19 protein-coding genes and 1 tRNA gene are annotated in these 23,260 nt (G+C 49.2%); 6 read left to right on the forward strand and 14 right to left on the reverse strand.

Annotation, left to right across the window (positions count from 1 at the left end; all coding sequences use genetic code 11):
- Positions 1–16: 16 nt before the first annotated feature.
- Positions 17–1,387, reverse strand: coding sequence for a 4Fe-4S dicluster domain-containing protein (locus ACYVK4_RS26610; RefSeq protein ID WP_461130608.1), 1,371 nt, complete (start codon positions 1,385–1,387; stop codon positions 17–19).
- 128 nt (positions 1,388–1,515) lie between these two features.
- On the opposite strand from ACYVK4_RS26610, the gene ACYVK4_RS26615 reads away from it, so the two are divergent.
- Positions 1,516–1,591: transfer RNA gene (locus ACYVK4_RS26615), tRNA-Phe, on the forward strand.
- 348 nt (positions 1,592–1,939) lie between these two features.
- Here the strand turns inward: ACYVK4_RS26615 and ACYVK4_RS26620 are convergent.
- The 4 genes from ACYVK4_RS26620 to gldB all read right to left on the reverse strand — a co-directional run bounded on the left by ACYVK4_RS26620 (position 1,940) and on the right by gldB (position 7,265).
- A complete protein-coding gene (locus ACYVK4_RS26620) occupies positions 1,940–3,772 on the reverse strand; it encodes a MutS-related protein (protein ID WP_461130609.1) in 1,833 nt (610 codons plus the stop codon).
- 118 nt (positions 3,773–3,890) lie between these two features.
- Positions 3,891–4,307 (reverse strand): Fur family transcriptional regulator, encoded by a 417-nt coding sequence (locus ACYVK4_RS26625; RefSeq protein WP_461130610.1) that lies wholly within the window; start codon positions 4,305–4,307, stop codon positions 3,891–3,893.
- Positions 4,308–4,378: 71 nt separating this feature from the next.
- On the reverse strand, positions 4,379–6,184 hold the full coding sequence (locus tag ACYVK4_RS26630) for an ABC transporter ATP-binding protein (protein ID WP_461130611.1): 1,806 nt from the start codon (positions 6,182–6,184) through the stop codon (positions 4,379–4,381).
- Between the two features lie 91 nt (positions 6,185–6,275).
- The gene (gldB, locus tag ACYVK4_RS26635; RefSeq protein ID WP_461130612.1) at positions 6,276–7,265 is read right to left on the reverse strand and encodes a gliding motility lipoprotein GldB; all 990 of its coding nucleotides are present in this window, start codon (positions 7,263–7,265) and stop codon (positions 6,276–6,278) included.
- Between the two features lie 39 nt (positions 7,266–7,304).
- On the opposite strand from gldB, the gene ACYVK4_RS26640 reads away from it, so the two are divergent.
- Positions 7,305–8,207 (forward strand): porin family protein, encoded by a 903-nt coding sequence (locus ACYVK4_RS26640; RefSeq protein WP_461130613.1) that lies wholly within the window; start codon positions 7,305–7,307, stop codon positions 8,205–8,207.
- A gap of 74 nt (positions 8,208–8,281) precedes the next feature.
- On the opposite strand, the gene hisF is transcribed toward ACYVK4_RS26640, so the two are convergent.
- The 6 genes from hisF to ACYVK4_RS26670 all read right to left on the reverse strand — a co-directional run bounded on the left by hisF (position 8,282) and on the right by ACYVK4_RS26670 (position 12,913).
- Positions 8,282–9,037, reverse strand: coding sequence for an imidazole glycerol phosphate synthase subunit HisF (hisF, locus tag ACYVK4_RS26645; protein WP_461130614.1), 756 nt, complete (start codon positions 9,035–9,037; stop codon positions 8,282–8,284).
- Positions 9,037–9,459 (reverse strand): GNAT family N-acetyltransferase, encoded by a 423-nt coding sequence (locus ACYVK4_RS26650; protein ID WP_461130615.1) that lies wholly within the window; start codon positions 9,457–9,459, stop codon positions 9,037–9,039. Before ACYVK4_RS26650 ends, hisF begins: the two co-directional genes overlap by 1 nt.
- On the reverse strand, positions 9,456–10,178 hold the full coding sequence (gene hisA / locus ACYVK4_RS26655) for a 1-(5-phosphoribosyl)-5-[(5-phosphoribosylamino)methylideneamino]imidazole-4-carboxamide isomerase (protein ID WP_461130616.1): 723 nt from the start codon (positions 10,176–10,178) through the stop codon (positions 9,456–9,458). The genes ACYVK4_RS26650 and hisA overlap by 4 nt, the downstream gene beginning before the upstream one ends.
- A 121-nt stretch (positions 10,179–10,299) precedes the next feature.
- Entirely contained in the window at positions 10,300–10,887 is a 588-nt protein-coding gene (gene hisH, locus ACYVK4_RS26660; protein WP_461130617.1) for an imidazole glycerol phosphate synthase subunit HisH, read from the reverse strand.
- 181 nt (positions 10,888–11,068) lie between these two features.
- Positions 11,069–11,677, reverse strand: a complete 609-nt coding sequence (locus ACYVK4_RS26665; RefSeq protein ID WP_461130618.1) for a transposase — start codon at positions 11,675–11,677, stop codon at positions 11,069–11,071.
- A gap of 309 nt (positions 11,678–11,986) precedes the next feature.
- On the reverse strand, positions 11,987–12,913 hold the full coding sequence (locus ACYVK4_RS26670) for a DUF72 domain-containing protein (RefSeq protein WP_461130619.1): 927 nt from the start codon (positions 12,911–12,913) through the stop codon (positions 11,987–11,989).
- 154 nt (positions 12,914–13,067) lie between these two features.
- On the opposite strand from ACYVK4_RS26670, the gene ACYVK4_RS26675 reads away from it, so the two are divergent.
- Together ACYVK4_RS26675 and ACYVK4_RS26680 are read left to right on the forward strand one after the other, a co-directional pair.
- A complete protein-coding gene (locus ACYVK4_RS26675; protein WP_461130620.1) occupies positions 13,068–15,818 on the forward strand; it encodes a valine--tRNA ligase in 2,751 nt (916 codons plus the stop codon).
- Positions 15,819–15,963: 145 nt separating this feature from the next.
- Entirely contained in the window at positions 15,964–16,482 is a 519-nt protein-coding gene (locus tag ACYVK4_RS26680) for a D-glycero-alpha-D-manno-heptose-1,7-bisphosphate 7-phosphatase (protein ID WP_461130621.1), read from the forward strand.
- Positions 16,483–16,856: 374 nt separating this feature from the next.
- Here the strand turns inward: ACYVK4_RS26680 and ACYVK4_RS26685 are convergent, their stop codons facing one another.
- On the reverse strand, positions 16,857–18,341 hold the full coding sequence (locus tag ACYVK4_RS26685) for a type III PLP-dependent enzyme domain-containing protein (RefSeq protein ID WP_461130622.1): 1,485 nt from the start codon (positions 18,339–18,341) through the stop codon (positions 16,857–16,859).
- 262 nt (positions 18,342–18,603) lie between these two features.
- Between ACYVK4_RS26685 and ACYVK4_RS26690 the strand changes: the two genes are divergently transcribed.
- Both ACYVK4_RS26690 and ACYVK4_RS26695 read left to right on the forward strand, forming a co-directional pair.
- Positions 18,604–19,965, forward strand: coding sequence for a UDP-N-acetylmuramate--L-alanine ligase (locus ACYVK4_RS26690; RefSeq protein ID WP_461130623.1), 1,362 nt, complete (start codon positions 18,604–18,606; stop codon positions 19,963–19,965).
- Between the two features lie 55 nt (positions 19,966–20,020).
- The gene (locus ACYVK4_RS26695) at positions 20,021–20,572 is read left to right on the forward strand and encodes an LOG family protein (protein ID WP_461130624.1); all 552 of its coding nucleotides are present in this window, start codon (positions 20,021–20,023) and stop codon (positions 20,570–20,572) included.
- 233 nt (positions 20,573–20,805) lie between these two features.
- On the opposite strand, the gene ACYVK4_RS26700 is transcribed toward ACYVK4_RS26695, so the two are convergent.
- Positions 20,806–23,097, reverse strand: a complete 2,292-nt coding sequence (locus ACYVK4_RS26700; protein ID WP_461130625.1) for a GH92 family glycosyl hydrolase — start codon at positions 23,095–23,097, stop codon at positions 20,806–20,808.
- Positions 23,052–23,260, reverse strand: a 209-nt coding sequence (locus tag ACYVK4_RS26705) for a hypothetical protein (protein WP_461130626.1), incomplete at its 5' end; no start/stop codon positions are given. The genes ACYVK4_RS26705 and ACYVK4_RS26700, both read right to left, overlap by 46 nt.

Below are 23,260 nucleotides of genomic sequence, written 5' to 3' on the forward strand. Positions count from 1 at the left end.
TAGTTTCCTGGAGGGGTTAGTCATTCACCTGATCGGCCCAGTTGAATCGGTCACTGGGTGAGAATTTCCAGGGAGCCATGTTGTTTTCGATATTGCTGAACATCGCATTCCAGGAAGCTGGTGCCTGCGATTCCTCCATGACGCGATACCGGCGCAACTGAAGAATAATGTCCAGCGGATTGATATTGATCGGACAGGCGTTCACGCAGGCCTGACAGGTGGTGCAGGCGTTGAGTTCTTCGGCCGTGATGTAATCGTTCAGCAGTGATTTGTCATCGCGGTAATCCGGTCCATTCGTTTTCCAGCCCTGCTGAATCTCTTCGAGCCGGTCGCGGGTGTCCATCATGATCTTGCGGGGCGATAATTTTTTACCGGTAATATTGGCCGGACAAGCCGATGTACAACGCCCGCACTCGGTGCAGCTATAGGCGTTCATCAGGTTTATCCACTTCAGATCCTGCACATCTTTCGCTCCAAAACGACCAATCTCAGCCGGCTGATCGCCATTATCATTCGTCTGCGAGCCGTCAGCATCTGTTGTGAGTGGCAGCCCAAGAGCCAACTGTACTTCTTTGGTGATTTCGGGCATGTTCTGCATCTCGCCTTTGGGTTGCAAGTCGGAGAAGTAAACATTGGGGAAGCCAAGTGCGATGTGCAGGTGCTTGGAATAGGTCACATACACCGCGAAGGCCAGAATACCCAGGATGTGTAGCCACCAGGCTATGCGTTCATACGCTACCAGCCCCGTATCGCTAAAGTTGGCAAAGAGCGGCTTCAGGTATTGGCTAATGATAAAGTCCGGCACGATGCCCTGCAGCTCACCGTAATGCCCAACACCCCGGTCGCGCAGCACACTGTCGGAGGCATTCCAGGTCAGGAAGGCGATCATGAGCAAAATCTCAGCGATCAGAATGATCGCGGCATCGGCCTGAGGCCAGCGAGCCATTTCGCGGTGGCGCTCCGGCTGAAACCGGCTTACTTTCGCGACAAAACGACGGCAGAGGAACACTACGCAAACGGCCAGCACGCCAAAGGCCAGTAGTTCAAATACGTTGATCAGAAAGGGATAAACAGGCGTGATGTAGGGCGCAAACAACCGGTGTGAACCCAGAATGCCATCCAGAATGATCTCCAGTATTTCGAGGTTGATAATAATAAACCCGGCATATATGACAAAGTGCATGACACCCACCAGCGGATTGGCAAACATCTTCTTCTGACCGAAGGCAACCAGTAGCATTATTTTCAGTCGTTCGTCTGGATGATCCGTCCGATCTTCGGCCCGACCGAGCTTGATAGCCCGGGAAATAAGCTGAATTCGCTTGGTGATGTACCAGGCCACGACTGCTAAAGCCGCGACAAATAAAATTTGTTGAAAAATTTCCATTCGTTTAAGGGACTTATTTCGTCTGGTAATCAATGAATTGACACAGACGCCTGTACTTCACAAAAAATATTCTACAAGATATGCTTGCAAAAAGCCGATGAATAAGTACTTTTGCACCCACGTTTCAGGGTGATGTAGCTCAGTTGGTAGAGCAAAGGACTGAAAATCCTTGTGTCGGCGGTTCGATTCCGTCCATCACCACCACCCTAACGCAAGCCTTCCCAATCGGGAAGGCTTTTTTTATGTTTTGTACTCTCAAAAGGGTGCGCTTCATTGCCATCTACTTAAACATACCAATAATAGTATGCGTGCATACTATTATCCTAACGGCAAATATACTGCTTTCGGTATATCTAACAAGAGGTTAAAGGGGTTGTTTGGGTTTTTAAGCAGACAGGACTATATAACTCCACGAATGGCTGCATAAAAAAGTAGCCACCCTCGCGAGCGGCTGTTATAGTGAGATGATGTACAACGGGCGGGGCCGCCCGCTGTACATCATTCTACTTCCTCAAATTGAATTAGACTATAAGCCAAAGTGAAAAGTGAAACTCACTCCTTCACGCCATCCATCTCGATACCAATGGCCCGCATCAGCTGACTGGCGTTGAAACTTTTGCAGATACCATCCCGAAGTTTATAGTCGAACACAAGCTCGCCGTTAACGAGGTCCGACTGGAAGTGGTAGTTACGCACAAAGCCGTCAGCATCCGTAAGCTGACCCAGCTCAAGGTCGTGGGTCGATACAAAACCCGATGCCGTGGTGTGGTGCAGCTGACGAATAAGAGCCTCCGCCCCCCGATGGCGGTCAGCCGAGTTCGTCCCTTTCAGAATTTCGTCCAGAAAGTACAGGACAGGCAGGCGCCGTTGCGAGGAGACTTCTGTTGTTTTTGCCGGATTTGTCAGACCAATTAGCGTTTGCAGGCGTTTTAATTCGGCATAGAACGACGAGGTGCTTTCTTCCAGCGAGTCCTGTGTCCGCATACTCGTAAATACCTGTACCGGAGAGCACCAGAACCGATCGGCCCGCACGACGGCTCCTGCTAATGCAAGAATGACGTTCGTACCTACCGTACGCAGAAACGTGCTTTTTCCCGACATATTGGATCCCGTAATCAGAATGGTCTTACCGGCTCCCCGCATGATCAGGGAGTTGGCAACACTATTGTTCTGCGCCAGCAACGGATGCGCGGCCGATGTCAATTCCAGCATGAACTCATCATCGACAATATCGGGAGTGGCGTAGGCGGGATGGGCGTACGAGAAACCCGCCAGGCTATTCAGCGCTTCCAGTTCACCGAGTGCGTCGAACCAATGGCTGAGTGACGGTCCATAGGTTTGCCGCCAGCGCTCCAGACGAAGCAGGTAGTGAATGTCCCACAGGGTGGCAATGCCGAAGAGCAGAAAGAAATAAGGGTTTCGCCTGAAGTTCAAGCCTTCCGTCAACCGGCCCAATTGCCCGATGGCCTCGGAAGCTGACTGTTTCTCAGCCGCTAAGGCCTGATGAATGGCCCGTAAGCGAATCGTTTTGCCTTTCAGCTGCTCCGCCTGCCGGAACAGCGCCCGATATGCCTTGAGCGCGGTTGATATTTCAAAAGTCTGTTCACTAAGGTCTTTGGCCTTTGCCGAGGTTTGTGTCAGTACCAGCGCATGACCCACCAACGCCAGCAGAACGGCAGCCCCCTGCGCATAACCCAGTAGCCAGGCCACAAACAAACCCAATGTGAAAGCCGGGAAAACAAATCGAACAATAGCCAGATAACCCGGTAAGGGCGACGTTGCGGCATTTGCCCATTTCAGTAACGCATCGGGCGATTGGTTAACGGTCGGTTCGACATACGCCAGTGCTTCGAACTGCTGACGCCATTCGATTTGCGGATTTAGCTCCGCTGCGGCTTCCTGACGTAGTCGGATGGAATCGGGTGAGGCCGGTGCTTTCAACCACGCAGCGAGCCGTTTCTGGCCACCGTAGGTATGGGTCCGGTTCAGAAGACGAAAGAGTGAGTGTTTGCCGAAAACATCCAGATCACCGGCATAATAGTGGGTGGGGCTCGTAAACTGATCTCCGGTTTCGGGCCGCAAGTACTGACGTTTTAGTCGGGCGGCTTCATCCTGATTCACAAACACCAGCTGGTGGTTCAGGTCACGTTCGTATTTAACGCGCTGGTGTATTTTGAGCAGCACCAGAAAACCAATCAGGCCAACCAGTAAGGCTCCAACGGCCGCCAGTTGCTGATCGAGCCGGGCAAGTCCCCAAACGGCAGCTACGCTCCCCACAAACCAGACAAGCCGCCAGAAGGCCAATTGATTGTGTTTGCGCTGAGCAGCCTGTTCTTTCTGACTGAATTCCTGCTGACGTTCGAGAAATGTTGTTTCAGGGGGCATTCGGTAGTGAATAACGATAACGAAGGAAGCATCTTCGAGAGCACAACATCTAGTCTTGCTAACGTTAAATGCTTCCTTCGTCAACGGGCTGGCGTTCCAGCATGACAAAAACAATCAATTACTTGTTACAATCCTGGCAAACGCCCTGAATGAGCAGGTTCATTTCCTTGCGGTTGTAGCCTTCGGGCAGGGCAATGGACGGAATACTGACTTTATCCAGACAGGTCGTTTGACCGCAGGTTTCGCACTTGAAATGAACATGGTCGTGATGGTGATGACCCTCCGAACAGTTGTCGCGGCAAAGGGCATATTTCGTCCCCCCTTCATCATCCAGCACTTTATGCAGCAGCCCTTTGTCCAGAAATGTCCGAAGTGTCCGGTAAATCGTTACGCGGTCGTGGTCGGGACCAAGGCCGTTTTCGACGTCGTTATGCGCCAGTGCATGACCGGCATTCAGAAACAAATCAAGGACTTCCTCCCGGCCGTTGGTATGGCGAAGGTTAAAGTCTTTCAGGGTTTTAGCGGCCGCAGACATAATAAGGTTTGGTTTACAGTATTCGGTTGGCTGTCGCAAAAGCAACACGTGCGTCAGCCAACCGAATACCATTACTCTATTGTTTCGAACTGCAATTTAACCAGGTTCGCGTAGATACCGTCTTCCTGGGTCGCCAGTTCATCGTGGGTACCGGCTTCGGCAATCTGGCCTTCGCGCATCACGTAAATTCGATCCACTTTCCGGATGGTGGCCAGCCGGTGAGCAATGATGATCGTTGTACGGTTTTGCATCAGAATATCCAGTGCTTCCTGAACGAGCCGCTCCGACTCTGCATCGAGCGAGCTGGTGGCTTCGTCGAGGATTAGAATGGCGGGGTCTTTCAAGATAGCGCGGGCAATGGCGATCCGTTGCCGCTGACCACCCGACAGTTTAACGCCCCGCTCACCCACAATGGTTTGTAAACCCTCGGGGAAAGAGTCGATGAACTGAAGCGCGTTGGCCTTCCGGGCGGCTTCGCGCACTTCCGTTTCCGACGCACCGGGTTTACCGTATTGAATATTTTCCAGAATCGTGCCGCCAAACAGCATCACTTCCTGCGGCACTACGGCAATATTTTTCCGAAGTTCGGTCACGTTGAAGCCCGACAGATCCCGGCCATCAACCGTGATCTGACCGCTGCCAATGGGGTAATACCGCATCAGCAACTGAACGATCGTCGATTTACCGGCTCCACTCTGGCCCACCAGGGCAATTTTACGGCCAGCCGCTACATTGAGCGTTATGCCTTTCAGCACGGGCACATCCGGACGGGATGGGTACGAAAAGCGAACATCTTTGAACTCCACATGGCCAAGCACCGGTACAAACAAGGGCGTTTCCTCAGCCGCATCAACCTCAGATGGCTCCTCCAGAATTTCAAGAATCCGTTCTGATGAGCCGATCGTTTTCTGCAACTGAGCGTATAAATCCCCCATACCCGCTACGGAGCCGCCAATAAAGGTCGTGTAAACAATAAAGGTCAGCAGGTCGGCAAACGGCATTTCGTTCGACATGACGAGCGAACCACCGTACCACACCACGCCGATGATGCCCCCAAAAAGGGCGAAAATGACAAAGGACACGAATATACCCCGGAACCTTGCCGCATGCAGCGCCGTGTTGACAACCAGTTGCAGCGCGTTGCTATACCGATTAATTTCCAGCTTTTCGTTCGTAAACGCCTTCACCACATTCACCGATTGAAGCGTTTCCTCAACGATAATATTGGCCTGGGCCAGCAAGTCCTGCGCCTTCTTCGACAGTTTACGAATGAACCGCCCGAAGACCATAGCCGCAACGATGATGACCGGGAAGGTTGCCAGCATAAACAGCGTCAGCTTCCAGGAAACATAGAAGATGATAGCGGTACCAATAGTTAGCGTACCCACCTGCCGAAACAGTTCGGCTACCGTCAGCGTCAGCACGTCCTGAAGCTGCGAAATATCGGCGGAGATGCGGCTGGTCAGTTCGCCTACGCGCCGTTTCTCGAAGAACGTGATGGGCAGGGTAATGATTTTACTATAAGCCGCCCGGCGCACGTCGGCCATGGCCCGTTCGCTCACCTGCGAGAAAAAGTAAATACGAAAAAACGAGAAAATGGCCTGCGCCACCAGTACGCCTACAAAAAACAGAGTTACCTGATTCAGCGTAAAAGCTGATTTCCCCTGAATAACGCTCGTGATCTGCCCAATGAGTAACCCGAAGCTCATGGTGGTGCCCGTCGACAAAATCAGGAATACGAACCCGATGATGTACTGAAGCCGGTAGGGCTTCACAAACCGGAATATGTTCAGGGCTTTCTTGAACCCTTCCCGGCTGAATTTCTTTTTGTCCTCTTCGTTGGCTTCTTCGCCAAAACTTCTTCCCCTTTTTGCCATTGTTTTGGTAGAATGGTGTAGTAGGTGATTGGGTGCAGTAAGTTTTCACTGGAGGACTTACCGCACTTATTTTACTACTATCACTAATTCACTATTCTTTCTGTCCTTTATATCCCGACTGCTCGAAAATTTGTCGGGCGTCGGCGTTTCGCATTAATTCAGGAATGCTAACATTACTATGTTCGTCGTGGTAGCGGCCCACAATTCGCCAGCCGACCCAGCGACCAATTGCGCCGGGGCAAGCCTGCCCTATTTCGGCGGTAAAGGGCCGTTCGTTCAAATAGCGCTGTTTTGTAGCCGAACTCGTTTGGTACAAAAGCTGATTATCAATAAAATGCGCCCAAACTATATCCTGCGCATTAAACGTTTCGGTTAGTTGTTTGTCTGTGTATCCGATAATCAGACTATCGGCAACCGGTTCGCCATTTACCTCGGGCAACATCTCCTTGGTAAACACGTACCCTTTACCATAATAGACCATATCGGCCAGCATGGTTTGGTCGGCGCGGTTGGCGGCATTGTATTTATCGGAAATGGCGAAGATGATGGCCGGAACGATGTACGGTTTCTGATACCGGCGAAGGATGTACTGCGGGTACTCCTGTGCGGGCGGCAGAAATTTAGCTTTAGGGCCAACAAAATAATCGAGACCAATCACAATCAAACTATCCGTAACGACTAAGTCAGGACCCATGAAGCCGGTAACAACAGTAACGACTTTGGGCGTCTTGAAATCAGGAAAGTCTTTTTTTATGTTGGTAAAGGCTTCGGCCAGTTGACTTTTCAGATCGGCCATATCACCAAATTCAGCCTGAACCTGCTTATTTAGCTCGTTGAGGGCCGGATTAGCGACCCGGTTGGTCAATTCCCGGACGAGTGCTGTATCATTTCCGGCTCCGTTCGCGTTAAAGTACAATTGAGCTACCGCCGGATTCCGGTTGAGTATAGCCTGAACACTATCGGGCGATTTACCGGGGAAAAGTTGCTGGTCGAGCCGGATAAGCGTAACATCTTCGTTTTTAGTACACGAAGTCAGTAAAAAGAAGCAAAAAAGGCCGACGATGGCCGATTGTATTCGCATGAAAATCACGTGTTTTCAATATAGAAAACGTGCAAAATTATGAAAAAAGTTGCAGGGTTCGGATTGATTTTGGTCATGATGTCTGTCAGCTACAGCTGGGCGCAATCCACATCACCCGCCTTATACCAAATGAGAACGAAGGAATCAGCCGCTACGGAGAAGCGATTCCGGAAAATTTTGGGCGATAATTACGACGGTCAAGACAAGAATCGTAAGGACTATGACGACGACCGCAAGCGCCGTCGGCGGAAACAACAGCAGACAACCAACGGCCAGACCGATAACAACGGCTATGGTTCCGGCCCCGATTATCAGTGGCCCAGTCACCTGATCGAAATGGGCATTCGGTTTGCCCCCTCCCTCGACATCAACACAGCCGAAGGAGTCGGGACGTATGCCGGTTTTCGGAACAACGGCGCGGGGGTTCGCATGAGTGTTGGCCCCACGCTGGATTACTTTTTCTTTAAGGATCGTTACGCCTTCAGCACCGGTCTTTTTTACACCATCAAGCGGTCGGGGTTTCAGATGCCCGGCTCATTTGGACAGGCTGTCTGGAATCCGGGCGCTCCCGAGAAGGAGTCTATCTACAATTTGCAGTACTTACAGGTGCCGGCTACGGTAAAACTGTTTGCCAACAACATCGGCCCCAACATGCGTCTATATGTGCAAACCGGTGGACTGATCAGCATCAAACTGGCTGAACACGCCATTGAGCCCGCCCGTAATGGCCTCTACATGGCCGAAAGTGGCGGCACTCGTCGGCAATATGGTTTTGCGGATGTTGAATTGCTGCTGGGTGCGGGTGTCCAGTACCGAATCAACCAGAACAATGCATTTAATATTGGCATGAGCTACCAGCGCGGTCTGATCAACGTGGCAAGGGCCAATGAGCTAACGTCTAAAAACCGGGTTGTTTCGCTGGATTTGGGATTTAAGTTTTAATGTGAATGTCTGGGCCAATCTCTGGATTGGCCAAAGCAAATTTGACGGGCCAAGCTGGAGCTTGGCCCAGACTTTCAAATCCGCATTTCAATCCCTTTGCTGCGCAGATACCCTTTCAATTCAGGAATTCCAATTTCTTTGAAGTGGAATATACTGGCGGCCAGGCCAGCATCGGCTTTGCCGGTGGTAAATACATCCACAAAGTGATCCATTGTACCGGCTCCACCCGAGGCAATGACCGGAATGTTGGCCGCTCCCGAAATCCGGGCAGTCAATTCCAGCGCGAAACCGGCTTTGGTGCCATCGGTATCCATGGAGGTCAGCAGAAGTTCGCCCGCTCCCCTCTCCTCCACTTCTTTGGCCCAGGCAATGGTCCGGAGTTCGGTGGGTTTGCGTCCGCCGTGCGTATGAACGATGTGTTCGTCGTTTACAAAACGTGTGTCGATGGCCACCACCACACACTGGCTGCCGAATTCCAGCGCCAGTTCGTTGATCAGGTCGGGGTTGCGAACAGCCGACGAGTTGATGGAAATCTTATCCGCACCGGCATTGAGCAAAGCCGACACATCGGCGACGGATGAGATGCCTCCTCCCACCGTGAACGGTATGTTGATCGTATGCGCCACATTACGCACGAGTTCGATAAGCGTTTTACGTTCATCGACCGTAGCCGTAATATCCAGAAAAACCAGTTCGTCGGCTCCCTGTTCGGCATAAACAGCTGCCAGAGCAACGGGATCGCCCGCATCGCGGAGGTTGACGAAATTGGTACCTTTTACGGTGCGGCCGTCTTTTATATCGAGGCAGGGAATGATTCGTTTTGTCAGCATCAGTACTCGGTAAAAGCTTTAATAGACATCGTATTTTCGGGCATGTCAATGGGTTTGAAGCCAAACTGTTCGTATAAACCGTGGGCATCGAAGGTAACCAGCATGAGTCGGCGTAAGCCCTGTAAAGCCGGATAGGCCATAATGAAGGCCACCAGTTGTTTGGATAACCCCTGGCCCCGGTGCTCGGGTAGTATGAACACATCGGCCAGATAGCCGAAGGTCGCCTGATCGGTTATAACCCGGGCAAAGCCAACCTGATCGTCGCCCAGATACACACCGAAACAAAGTGAATGCTCAATGGACCGTTGAACAATGTCAATCGGGATATTTTTGCACCAATACGCTTCCTGACTCAAAAAGCGGTGAATCACGGCCAGATTGAGCTTCGATTTGTCATCGCTGATGGTATAATCGGAACTCATTGGCCACTGATCTTTTGCAACTCCTTCAACGTCACGCGTCCCTCGTAAATCGCTTTGCCGACAATGACGCCGAAGACGTTCATATCGGCTAGGGTCTCAATATCGGCCATGTTGCTGACGCCCCCGCTGGCAATGATATTTAAGCCAGGAAACTGATCCTGCATGTTCCGGTATAGATCGAATGAAGGGCCCTGTAACAGACCATCTTTCGCTACGTCGGTGCTGATGACATATTTTATCCCCTTCTCGACCCAGTTCTGGAGAAAGTCATAAATCCAGACATCGGTACCCTCTTCCCAGCCACTGACGGCAATCTTTTCGTTTTTGGCATCAGCGCCCAGAATCAACTTTTCGGAACCCAGCCGCGACAACCAACGCTCCATCTGATCCGGGTCTTTTACGGCAATGCTGCCACCCGTCACTTGTTTGGCACCACATTCGAACACCACGCGCAGGTCCTCGTCGGACTGAACGCCCCCGCCAAAATCAACGTGCAGGCTTGTTTTTGAGGTAATCAACTCAAGCACCTTCCAGTTAATGACTTTCTTCTCTTTAGCCCCGTCGAGGTCGACCAGGTGCAGGCGGGTCAGACCGGCGTCTTCAAATTGTTTGGCCACTTCGAGTGGCCGGGCGTTGTATTCTTTCTTCTGGTTGTAATCGCCCTGGGTGAGCCGAACGGCTTTGCCGTCAATAAGGTCAATAGCGGGAATAATATGCATTTCTGTAGCACCGGGCGTCCCGCCCGGCTATGGTCGTAAGTTCTGGTACCGATTCTTGCGTCAACGAATCAATCGTTTCAAAGACACTTGTTCACTTTTCTTCCGGGTGAGACGCCCGGCACTACAACGTCAGAAAGTTTTCTAAAATCCGCTGCCCAACATTCCCGCTGATTTCGGCGTGAAACTGAGCGGCATAGAAATTATCCCGGTGCAGCATCGCGCTGAATGGTCGGACGTAATCGCAAACGGCGGTTGTTTCGGGGCACACATCGGCCGCGTAGCTGTGTACGAAATAGACGTACGAGTTGTCGTCCAACCCTTCCGTTAATGGTCCACGCAGCGTATGGATGTTATTCCAGCCCGTATGCGGCACTTTCAGCCCAGCGTCGTTCGGAAACCGCCGAACGTCGATATTAAAAATACCCATGCAGGTTGTGTCGTTCTCTTCCGAATAGCGGCACATGAGCTGCATGCCTACACAGGTACCCAACACCGGTTGTTTCAACGAGGGAATCAGTTTGTCGAGCCCGCGCTCCCGCAGGTACGCCATAGCTGTACTAGCCTCGCCTACTCCGGGAAAGATGACCTTATCGGCCGAGCGGATTTCGGCTTCGTCGTCGGTCAGCAGGTAACTGGCTCCCAGCCGCTCCAGCGCGTACATCACCGACTGAACGTTCCCCGCATTGTATTTGATAATAACCGTTTTCATATTTCTTGTACAACGGAAAGGTATCGCTCCGGCGCCCCGTTCCGTTGAGCCGATAGGCTAAGTTTTTCTGTTAATTAAATCGTTTATAACGAGACACTTTGTTAGCCTGACGGCTTAACGGAAAACCTCCGCGCGGGCGGCCCCGTCCGTTGTACATCAAAAGCAACTTAACTTAGCAAAATCAAACCAAGTACTCTTCGTTTACATACGAATGGGCCCAATTCATCCATTCATCACATAGGCCCGCTTTCACTGGGTTTTGAAGTACATACCAGATAATCTTTTTCAACTCAACACTGTCACGTACTATGCGGTCATAACTTTCGGCATGCCAGAAAGCTCCCGTTCTGTTCAACAACAGATTGGCTTTTTGGGCTGTATATCGTTTAAATGACTGCAAAACGCGAAACAGTGGCTTATCCATATCTTTTGCCTCCCGTGTATCAATGACAAAATGAATGTGGTTTGACATAAGGCAGTAGGCGATCAATATGTAATCAAGTTTATTCCGAAACTGCAGAGCTTCGATGATGACATTTGCAATTTCCGCTTCTGCCAACCAATAGGGACCATTTTGCGGATCATCTAGAAACTCATCAAAACGAGCGAAATAGCGTTTCTTTTGATTAACAAATTCATCTGGTTGCTGGCTCAGTCGTTTTAACGCCAATTCCTGTTCTTCTTTCAACATCTCAACGGTTGCTACCGGTAAACTGCCAGCCAGCCGAATCGTAATAAAAAACACAGATTCGAGCGGATGAAAGTGAGGCAGATTTCGGTAGTATTCCACTGTTTCTGTTGTGTACAACGGAGTGGTACTCCGTTGAGCCGTCAGGCTAACTTTTTTTTGTTCAAAAGGCTTTGTTTATAAGGACATTCTGTTAGCCTGACGGCTCAACGGAGTACCACTCCGTTGTACATCAAAAAAAGCCCGGTTCCTTGGCAGAACCGGGCTTTGTATATTGTGGTAATCAGGAATATCTATCCAAATTCACAAACACGAGCAACTCGTTCTGCTGCGTTACCGCTCAGAATGGTGATGCCGATGAGTTGTTGTCTGTGAAGTCATGAAACAAAGGTAAACCGTTAGCCCTGTAAATCAAAACAAACTTCCCTGCACTACTTTCGGTTGCAGCACGGGCTCGGGCAGGTTAAGGCCACAGTGTTTGTTCAATTCGCGAACCCAGTATAGAATCAGTTCGGGAGCGGTATCGTTGTCGCCACCACCGTGAACGAATAGATATGCTTTTTGGAGACCCTTATCGAACCAGGTTTTCAGTCGTTGTACCCACGCGTCAACACGCAGGTAATCCGTGGGGTGGCCTTCGTTGGCAATAAACCGAAGCGTCAGAACGGGGCTGCTCAGTCCCATGTGCAACACATCCCGCCGACCGGCCACATCCGTAATGACCACATGCCGATGTAAATTATACAGTCGTTCGAGGGTTTGCTGCCAGACAGCGGCTTTACTGAACCAATCGGGATGACGAAACTCGACGGCCACATCAAGCTCGTCGGGTAAACCTTTCAGGTACGTTTCCAGAACGGGCCATTTGTCGGGGCTGAAGGTGGGGGGCAGTTGTAAAAATGCCATGCCCAGGTATTCTTCCAGACTAAGTACCGCATTAACAAACTCTTCCGTCAGCGTCTCCGTGCCAATCAGATGACGTTCGTGACTGATGGCCTGCGGAAACTTCGGGCAGTAGGTAAATCCTTGCGTAGCTTCGGCTTTCCACTTCTCAATCATGCCCAGTGTTGGAATCTGGTAATGCGTTAAGTTTAGTTCGATGGTGTTGAACTGCCGGGTATAGTAATGCAGAAAATCTTTCTCTTTGGCGTGACTTGGGTATACTTTTCCCACATAATCTTTGTTTGCCCAGACAGGGCCGCCAATAAAAACCGACGGCTTATACCGATCACTAACGGGTAACGGTTCAACAGCGGCCCAGATACGACCGTTAAAAGCAGCACCGGGTGGCAGCTTAAAATTAACGGTCTCAAGGTTATGTATTTTTCCGAATTCCATATTCGCTTACTCATGAAGTGTAGACGTAAAACTGCCAAACAGTGGCTTTCGTTTTTTCGCCCTACCCAATTTAGTTAATTTTGCTTTTTATCGGCGTCCCTCACCATCGCTTTTTACCCTTTGGGCTTTCGGGAACCGACATTTCAACTGATTTATGATTTCGAAGACATACGCCCCCCAGGAGATTGAAGCCAAGTGGTATCAATATTGGCTTGATAATCAATTTTTTAAGTCAACGCCAGATGGGCGTGAGCCTTATACCGTTGTTATTCCCCCGCCAAATGTGACGGGTGTACTGCACATGGGCCACATGCTCAACAATACCATTCAGGATGTACTGGTCCGGAAGGCGCGTATGGAAGGCAAAAATGCCTGTTGGGTACCCGGCACCGACCACGCCAGCATTGCGACCGAAGCCAAAGTGGTAGCGATGCTCAAAGAACGGGGTATCAGCAAAAAAGACCTGACCCGCGAGGAGTTTCTGGAATACGCCTGGGAATGGACGCATAAATACGGCGGCATTATTTTATCGCAGTTGCGTAAACTCGGCGCTTCCTGCGATTGGGACCGTACGCGCTTTACCATGGAGCCGCCCTTGTACGACTCCGTTATTGATGTATTTGTTGACCTCTATGAAAAGGGGCAAATCTACCGGGGTGTTCGCATGGTGAACTGGGACCCACAAGGCCGCACCGCCGTATCGGACGAGGAAGTTATCACGAAGGAGATTCAGCAAAAGCTGGTTTATATCCGGTATGAGATAAAAGGAGAAAAGGAGGAAAGGGAAGAAGGGGAGGAAAAGAACCTCCCATATTCAACTACATCCTCCCCCTCGTCCCTTCCTTCCCCTTCTTACATTGTTATTGCTACCGTTCGGCCGGAGACGATCATGGCCGATGCTGCCATTGCCGTTAACCCCAACGACGAACGGTACAAGCATCTGCACGGTCGGAAAGCGATTATCCCGCTGATCAACCGTGAGATTCCCATCATTACGGATGAATACGTGACGATGGATTTCGGAACGGGTGGCTTGAAAGTGACCCCCGCCCACGACCCAAATGACTATGCCTTGGGTATCAAGCATAACCTACCGGTGCTGGACACGCTGAATGACGACGGCACGCTGAACGAGAAAGCACAGATTCTGGTCGGCATGGATCGCTTTGCCGCCCGGAAAGCCATTATCAAATTACTGGAAGAATCGGGTAATCTGGAGAAAACGGAAGATTATAAATCGAACGTTGGTACCTCAGAACGGACGGGTGCCGTTATCGAGCCCAAACTTTCCTTACAGTGGTTTCTGAAGATGGACGAGTTGTCGAAGCCCGCGTTGAAGAACGTGATGGACGACACCATTCAACTCGTTCCGCCGAAGTTCAAGAACATGTACCGGTCCTGGATGGAGAACGTTCATGACTGGTGTATTAGCCGCCAATTGTGGTGGGGCCAGCGAATTCCAGCCTTTTACATGCAGGATGGTACGGTCATCGTGGCCAAAAACAAGCATGAAGCTCTGGAGAAAGTGCAGCACGAGAAACTGCTGTTCGCCATGACCGAGGCTGATTTGACACAGGATGAAGACGTACTGGATACCTGGTTCTCGTCGTGGCTCTGGCCCATCTCGGTATTTGACGGGCTGAAAGACCCCAACAACGCCGATATAAACTATTACTATCCCACCAACGACCTCGTCACGGCTCCCGAAATCCTGTTTTTCTGGGTGGCCCGGATGATCATTGCCGGGTATGAGTATCGCGGTGAAGCTCCTTTCAAAAACGTTTACCTCACAGGTATCGTCCGCGATAAGCTGGGTCGTAAAATGTCCAAATCACTGGGCAATTCGCCCGATCCGCTCGACCTCATCGACCAGTACGGGGCGGATGGTGTTCGGACGGGTATGCTGTTCAGTTCGGCAGCGGGGAACGACCTTATGTTCGACGAGAAGCTGGTGGAACAGGGGCGAAATTTCAGCAACAAAGTATGGAATGCATTCCGGCTGGTAAAAGGGTGGACGGTGGCCGATTCGCCAGCAACCACATCAGAAACACCATCATTACCCATCCAATGGTTTGAATCAAAACTGAATGCTACGCTGATTCAGATTGAAGATGACTTCAGCAAATTCCGCATCTCGGATGCGTTGCAGGCCGTTTACAAGCTGATTTGGGACGATTTCTGTTCGCAATATCTGGAACTCATCAAACCCCCGTTTGATACTGAAGCTGGCACATCACAGCCCATTGATAAAGTCACGTATGAGGCCACGATCAATTTCTTCGAGCGGCTGATGCGGCTGGCGCATCCGTTCATGCCGTTTATTACTGAAGAAATCTGGCAGGATATTCGCGAACGGAACGAAGGGGATAGCATCTGTATCGCACCTTTTCCGAAAGCCGACGCCATTGACGAACAAACGTTAACCGATTTCGAGACATTGTTCGAGATCATTTCCAATGTCCGGAATATTCGCAACGCCAAGCAGATTTCACCAAAAACAGAACTTCCGCTGGCCATCAAAACCACGACGCCGGAGCGATTCGGTAAATTGGAAACGCTGGTGAAGAAAATGGCCAATGTGTCAGCGATCAGTTACGTCAATGAGAAAGCGGGTAGCGAATCAACGGCAAACTCCTCTTCACTGGCACTTTCGTTTCTGATTAAAGGCGATGAATTTTTTGTAAACATTGCCGGTGAAGTCGACGTTGAGCAGGAAATCGCCAACACCCGTAAAGAACTGGAATACAATCTTGGATTCCGGGAATCGACGCTCAAAAAGCTTTCGAACGAGAAATTTGTAGCGAATGCGAAACCTGAACTGGTTGACCGTGAACGTCAGAAGCTGGCAGATGCCGATGCCAAAATTCAGGCACTGGAGCAACGATTACAGGATATGGGCGTATAGAGTGTAAATACCTTGAATTGGTCAAGGAATGTGAATGGAACCTTTGGGACCACTTCATAAATTTAACACAAACTTTAAGGCAATAATACAATTATTTAAGCAAATAATTGTATTATTGCCTTCTGTACCATCACCTATGACATCAATGAACAAGTGCATTTTTCTAGACCGCGACGGTGTATTGAATGAAGACCGGACGGACTATGTGTATCGAGTCGAGGATTTTATTATTCCTGATGGTGTCCCCGAAGCACTTCGTCTATTGAAAGACGCGGGGTATATGCTCATCGTCATTACCAATCAGGCGGGTATTGCGCGTGGACTTTACACTCGTGATGATGTGATGGCCTGTTACAATTACTTGCAGGAGCAATGTGGACAGCTCATTGATGATATTTATTACTGCCCCCACCACCCGAAATACGATACAGAATCGCTCACGCGGAAGCCGGGGTCATTGATGCTGGAAAAAGCGATGGCAAAATACGATATTGAACCCGATAGCTCCTGGATGATAGGCGACGCCCTGCGCGATATGCAGGCCGGTAAGCGTGTTGGTGTACGAACCGTTCGTATTGCCCACGAACCTCAAATCACCGCCGAATGTGATGGTATTGCTACCAGCTTGCTGGAAGCTTCCCGCTTCGTCTTGGAATACGCTTAATGTGGTCTTACATAAAAAAACCTCTGGCCTTTTCAGAAAAGGCCAGAGGTTTTTTTATGTAAATGTCTTTCGCTTACGCCCGAATTTGTCCCGACGAAGGCTTTTGCACACTTCCATAAGCAGGGCAGTTTGCCTTGCGCGAACAAGATCCGAGCGACAATGTCGCCAGTACCGCACCAAGTATCAGTAATTTTTTCATGAATATATTGTTCCTTTTAGCTCTAACCTTCAGATTCATAAACGAATATAGTGCCAAAAAATGTACAGCTGGCTAATTTTTTGTCATGCTGACGAAGGAAGTACCTAAGATGATCCCCTGAAGTAATAAAGGAACTTCAAGCTGTTTCCTTGGTCAACATGACAAAATGTAAGCGCTAATTCTCTTCCTTTAACAGCTCGGCTTCTTCTTCACGCTCTTCGGCGGCTTCGGTCGCTTCCAGCTCCGTCATGCCGGGTTCAGCACCACCGTAGCCCAGAATTTTGAGCATCACTTCGCTGTTTTGCTCAGGCGCAAACAAACGGGTCCGTAGGTTACCTTCTTCGTCTTTGTCGACAATAACGTGCTGTGGTGCCGGAATCAGGCAGTGCTGGATCCCTCCATAACCACCCAATGACTCCTGATAGGCACCCGTATGGAACAGACCAATGTACTGATCTTCGGTATCCTGATCAAAAATGGGCAGATACAAATCAGCGCTGTGGGCTTCTGTATTATAGAAATCGTGCGAATCGCAGGTTAGTCCACCGAGGTTAACTTTCTGATAGGGGTTATCCCAATTGTTGACCGACAGCATGATGTACTTCTGTCCAAGTCCCCACGAGTCAGGCAATTGCGTAATGAACGAACCGTCGATCATATACCACAACTCCTTGTCATTCTGCAACTTCTGGTCAATTACCTTATAAATTACCGCGCCACTTTCGCCAACGGTATACGAACCGAATTCGGTGAAAATATGCGGTACCGGTACGTTGCTCTTGTTACAAATCCACTGGATGCTTTCCACAATCTGGTCGATCATGGCCTGGTAATCGTACGTGAACTGGAACGACGTTTGGATGGGCATTCCACCACCGATATCGATAGAGTCGAGATCCGGACAAATCTTGCGCAGTTCGCAGTATTTGTACATAAACCGGCTCAATTCGCTCCAGTAATAGGCGCTGTCTTTGATACCCGTATTGATAAAAAAGTGCAGCATTTTCAGCTTGAACTTCTCGTTCGGCTGGATCTTGCTGCGGTACAGCTCATTCACATCGCTATAACGAACGCCCAGACGCGAGGTATAGAACGCAAAATTAGGTTCTTCGTCGGTAGCGATCCGAATACCAAAATTGACCGTATCAGCAGTTATGGAATTCTCGTAAGCCTCAATTTCCTTCAGGTTGTCAAGAACCGGAATGCAATTGACAAATCCTTCATTAACGAGCTCACTGATGTATTGGGTATACAGCGGCCGTTTGTACCCGTTGCAAATGATGTATGTGTTCTTGTTGACCTTATCAGCTTTGTATAACTCTCTAATGATCTGAATATCATACGCTGACGAGGTTTCGAGATGTACGTTGTTCTTCAGAACTTCGTCGAGTACAAACCGAAAGTGCGACGACTTGGTACAATAGCAATACGTATAACTTCCCTTGTAGTTATACCGCTTCATGGCATTTTTGAACAGCAGTTTTGCATGGTCAATATGCTCCGTGATTTTCGGTAAATAAGTCAGTTTCAAGGGCGTACCGTACTCCTTGACAATGTCCATCAGAGGTACATTGTTGAACATCAGTTCATTGTTCTCGACATTGAACTCCCGTGTTGGGAACTCAAATGTCTGGTCAATCAGATCATAGTATGTCTTCATCCCTACGTTCGACGCATAAAATGGGGGTAGTCCGCAAAAGCGGTTGTGTTGAAAAAAACAGTCGCGAATTTCACCCGGAAAAATGGGCTTTCCAAGTAAAGTTTATTCGTACGATAGTCAACGAAAAAGTAGGGGGTTTGATTCGGAAATGACAGAAAATTAATACTACCGAAACATAGTACTCTACCCGGTAAATTATCTTCTTTCTTCAAACCAAAAAGAACGTCTACTTTTGTCACTCGACACAGATTAATTTTACCGAATGTCTCAGGTTATTCATTTTATTTCGATTGGCGGCAGCGCCATGCATAATCTTGCTCTGACGCTTCACCAACAAGGCCATACCATTTCGGGCTCCGACGATGAAATTTACGATCCATCGCGATCCCGCCTGCAGCAGCACGGTTTGTTACCGGCTCAGCTGGGCTGGTTTCCCGAAAAAATTACGACGGATTTAACCGCTGTTATCGTCGGAATGCATGCTCAAAAGGACAACCCTGAACTTGTGAGAGCGCAGGAGCTGGGTATACCCATTTATTCGTATCCTGAGTTCATGTATCAGCAAAGTCGGCACAAACAGCGGGTAGTGATTGCGGGCAGCCACGGCAAAACGACCATAACGGCCCTGATTTTGCACGTCCTGAAATACCATAACCGCCAATTCGACTACCTTGTTGGCGAACAGATTGATGGTTTTGAGACAATGGCCAAGCTCACGCCCGATGCACCGGTTATTATTCTGGAGGGGGATGAGTATCCAGCCTCGCCAATTGACTCCAGCCCTAAGTTTTTGCTTTATCAACCTCACATTGCTTTGATCAGCGGTATTGCCTGGGACCACGTTAATATTTACCCTACTTGGGATGAATATGTCGACGCGTTCGAATCTCTGGCCGAAGCCATGCCCAAAGCGGGAATTCTGATTTTCGATGAGTCGGATGATATGCTCGATGTGATCGGGCAGAAAGACCGGCCGGGCATTACCAAAATCCCTTACCTGCCGCATCCAAGCACGACGGTTGAAGGCAAGACTATCCTGCTAACCAAAAAAGGAGCTCGTGTTCCCGTGCAGATTTTTGGTCAGCATAACCTGAAAAATATTGCCGGGGCTATGACTGTCTGTGACCGAATCGGTATTACGGAAGATCAATTCTACGAAGCGATTCCGACGTTTAAGAACGTATCGAAACGGCTGGAAAAACTGGCAGAATCCGGCCAGCGGATTCTATTCCTCGACTCAGCTCATTCACCGGCCAAGGTCGAAGCAACAACGGAGGCTGTCAAACACCAGTATCCAAACAGAAAGTTGACGGCGGTTTTGGAGTTGCATACGTTCAGTAGCCTGACCAAAGCGTTTTTAACGCAGTATAAAGACACGCTGGATGCCACCGACCATTTTGCCATCTATGTGGATGAAAATGCAACAGCGATCAATCCAGACGCCATTACGGCCAAAGATGTGGTAGCGGCCTTTGGCAAAGCGGATTTACAGGTATTTAGTAAGCCTGATGAGTTGCAGGACTATCTTCTTCAGCAACGCGACAAGACCGGTGTTTTTCTCTTGCTAAGCTCGGGTAATTTTGGTGGTATGGCGTTGAATTCGCTGGCCGACCAACTCATGTAACGCAGATATTTACCCATCACGAAAGACCATAAGCAGACGCAAGTCTGTACTATTTATGCAAAGTATAGTCGTTTACTGTGCGTCGAGTCTCGGCGTGAACCCGATATATAACGAAGTTGCTGCTGAACTCGGGGAGAAATTGGCAGCCAACAACATTCGGCTTATTTATGGCGGGGGTGGTTTTGGTCTCATGGGTAATGTGGCCAATGCTGTGTTAAAGAGCGGGGGTGAAGTAACGGGCGTTATTCCAAACTTCCTTGCCGATCTTGAAGTAGCCCACCAGACGCTCACCGAGCTCCATTTTGTGGAGACCATGCACGAACGGAAATTTAAAATGGTGCAGCTATCCAAAGGCGTGATCGCCCTGCCGGGTGGTTACGGAACAATGGATGAGCTCTTTGAGATACTGGCCTGGCGGCAACTCAAACTGTATGATGGCCCTGTGGCGATTGTTAACACAAACGGTTTTTACGATCTGATGCTCAAACAGCTTGATCGGATGGTTGCCGATGGTTTTCTCAAAGCTGAAAACCGCTCTATTCTGCTTGTGGCAGACACAGTCGACGAGGTATTGACAATGATCAGCGAGTTCTGGGATAACATCTAGTTCCCAGCTACTTGTTTTGGTTTCTTAGTTAACTGTATACAGTGAAAACAGATCAATTCAGGACTAATTCAACCACAGAGGCACAAAGCGCACAGAGGTCTTTTAGGGTACTCACTCCCTCTATAGACCTCTGTGCGCTTTGTGCCTCTGTGGTTGAATTAGTCTTTTCACTAAACTGATTAGCATAGAGCCTGTATAAGCCCACTTTTGATCAGTTCAACCTACTGTTCACGTTATTTTGCCGAAGAAAACGAGAACGGAAAACTTCCCGGCTCTGTTCCCCGCTGCGTATTTGGCTTGTCTGTCATCTGAAAATCAAGAGTTGCCCCCTTCATCAGTTCTTTATGACTTAGCCAGTTCGGGTTGTAGAGCTTTCCATTTACGTTGAGCCCCTTAATGTACCGATTCTGCGCATTATTAGCGGGCGCATTTATAGTCAGGGTTTTACCGTTCTCCAGCTTCAATGTTAATTTCTTAAAAAGCGGTGCTCCCAATACATACTGATCGGTACCGGGGCAAACAGGGTAGAAACCCATAGCTGAGAACACGTACCAAGCTGACGTTTGCCCATTGTCCTCATCGCCACAATAGCCATCGGGCGTAGGCTGGTACATCCGATTCATCACTTCGCGCGCCCAATACTGGGTTTTCCAGGGCTGACCAGCATAATTGTATATATAGATCATGTGCTGAATTGGCTGGTTGCCATGAGCGTAATTGCCCATATTCATGATCTGCATTTCGCGAATCTCATGAATAACGAAGCCGTAATACGAATCATCGAAAACGGGCGGTACCACAAAAACAGAGTCGAGCATTTTGACAAACTCCCGACGTCCGCCCATTAAGTCAACAAGTCCCTGTACATCATGAAAAACGGACCAGGTATAATGCCAGCTATTACCTTCCGTAAAAGCATCACCCCATTTGAAAGGATTGAACAGGGCTTGAAAGGTCCCATTTTCATTTTTTCCCCGCATGAGCTTGGTACTCGGGTCAAACAGATTTCGGTAATTCTGGGAGCGTTTGGCAAAGCGGTCCAGCTCTGCCTGAGGCCGCTTCAGTTCTTTCGCCAATTGATAAATTGTGAAGTCGTCATAAGCATATTCCAGCGTTCTGGCAGCATTTTCATTGATCTTCACATCGTAGGGCACATACCCCAGCTTGTTGTAATAACTCGCTCCTTTACGACCAACGGAACTAAACGGTCCTTCCGTTTCCGTATTTTTCAAAATGGCCTCGTAGAGCGTATTGATATCAACACCGTTTCTGACCCCCTTTAAATACGCATCGGCAATGATCGACGCTGAATTTGATCCAATCATACAATCCCGATGCCCCGGGCTAGCCCACTCTGGCAAAAACCCACTCTCTTTGTAAGCATTCACCAGCCCTTCCATAATATGGGCGTTCATGGTTGGCTGCGTTAGGTTGAAGAGAGGAAAAGCAGCCCGAAACGTGTCCCAGAAGCCATTATCGGTGAACATATAACCCGGTAAAACCTCGCCATTATAAGGGCTATAATGAACAACCTTCTTATTGGCATCCAGCTCGTAGAATTTGCGGGGAAAGAGCATGGTTCGGTACAGGCAGGAATAGAACGTACGCAATTGGTCATCTGTACCCCCTTCAGCCGTTATCCGGCTTAGTTCTTTACTCCAAACAGCTTTAGCTTTCTCCTTTACAGTATCGAATGAATCGCTGCCAATCTCGGTTAAGTTACGTTCAGCCTGTTCCGGACTGATAAACGAGGAAGCGACACGGGCATACACTTGCTCACCCTTTTTAGTCTTGAAACCCACTACTGCCCCGGCATGATCTGCTTTTTGTTCGAGCTGTTTTATTTCCAGCTCTTTTCCATGCCATACAGCAGTATTGGCGAACGGCTTATCGAATTGTATGACGAAGTAGTTTTTGAAATTAGCCGGCACACCACCACTATTTTTGGTCGTATAACCAATGATTTTACGTTCGGCGGGGATGATTTTTACGTAAGAGCCTTTGTCCAGAGCGTCGATAACCACATATGCATCCTCTGTTTGTGGAAAGGTGAATCGCAACGCGGCCGCTCGTTCAGTAGGGCTGATTTCAGTTGTTACGTCGTGATCAGCCAGATAAACTTTATAATAATATGGCCGGGCAACTTCTGATTTATGCGAGAACCAGCTGGCGCGTTCATCTTCGTTGAACCGTAATTTGCCGGTAATAGGCATAATGGCAAACTGGCCATAATCATTGATCCAGGGACTGGGCTGGTGCGTTTGCTTGAACCCCCGAAGCTTATCAGCATCGTAGGTGTAGGCCCATCCATCGCCCATTTTACCTGTTTGTGGCATCCAGCAGTTCATTCCCCAGGGTAGTGTGATGCCTGGGTACGTATTACCCGTCGATAAACTTGGCTTGGAGGCCGTTCCCATAAGCGGGTTAATCAAATCGACCGGATCGATTTTTTGTTGGATTGATTGCGGGAAAGCAGTAATCAGCGTGCAGCAGAAATAGGCCAGCGTGAGAAAAGAAGAGCGCATTTAAGGAGAGGGGAAGCTTGTTTAGCTTGAATAAGAAAGTTAAGCCGCAAAAATACACGATCTACTGATGCCTTGCTTAAGTCAGTCTTAATTGCAGACATGTATAAAACGCAAAAAGCCGTCAACTTTTCAGTTAACGGCTTTTGTGCCAGCTTCCGCTGTT

The organism is Spirosoma aerophilum, from assembly GCF_054782495.1.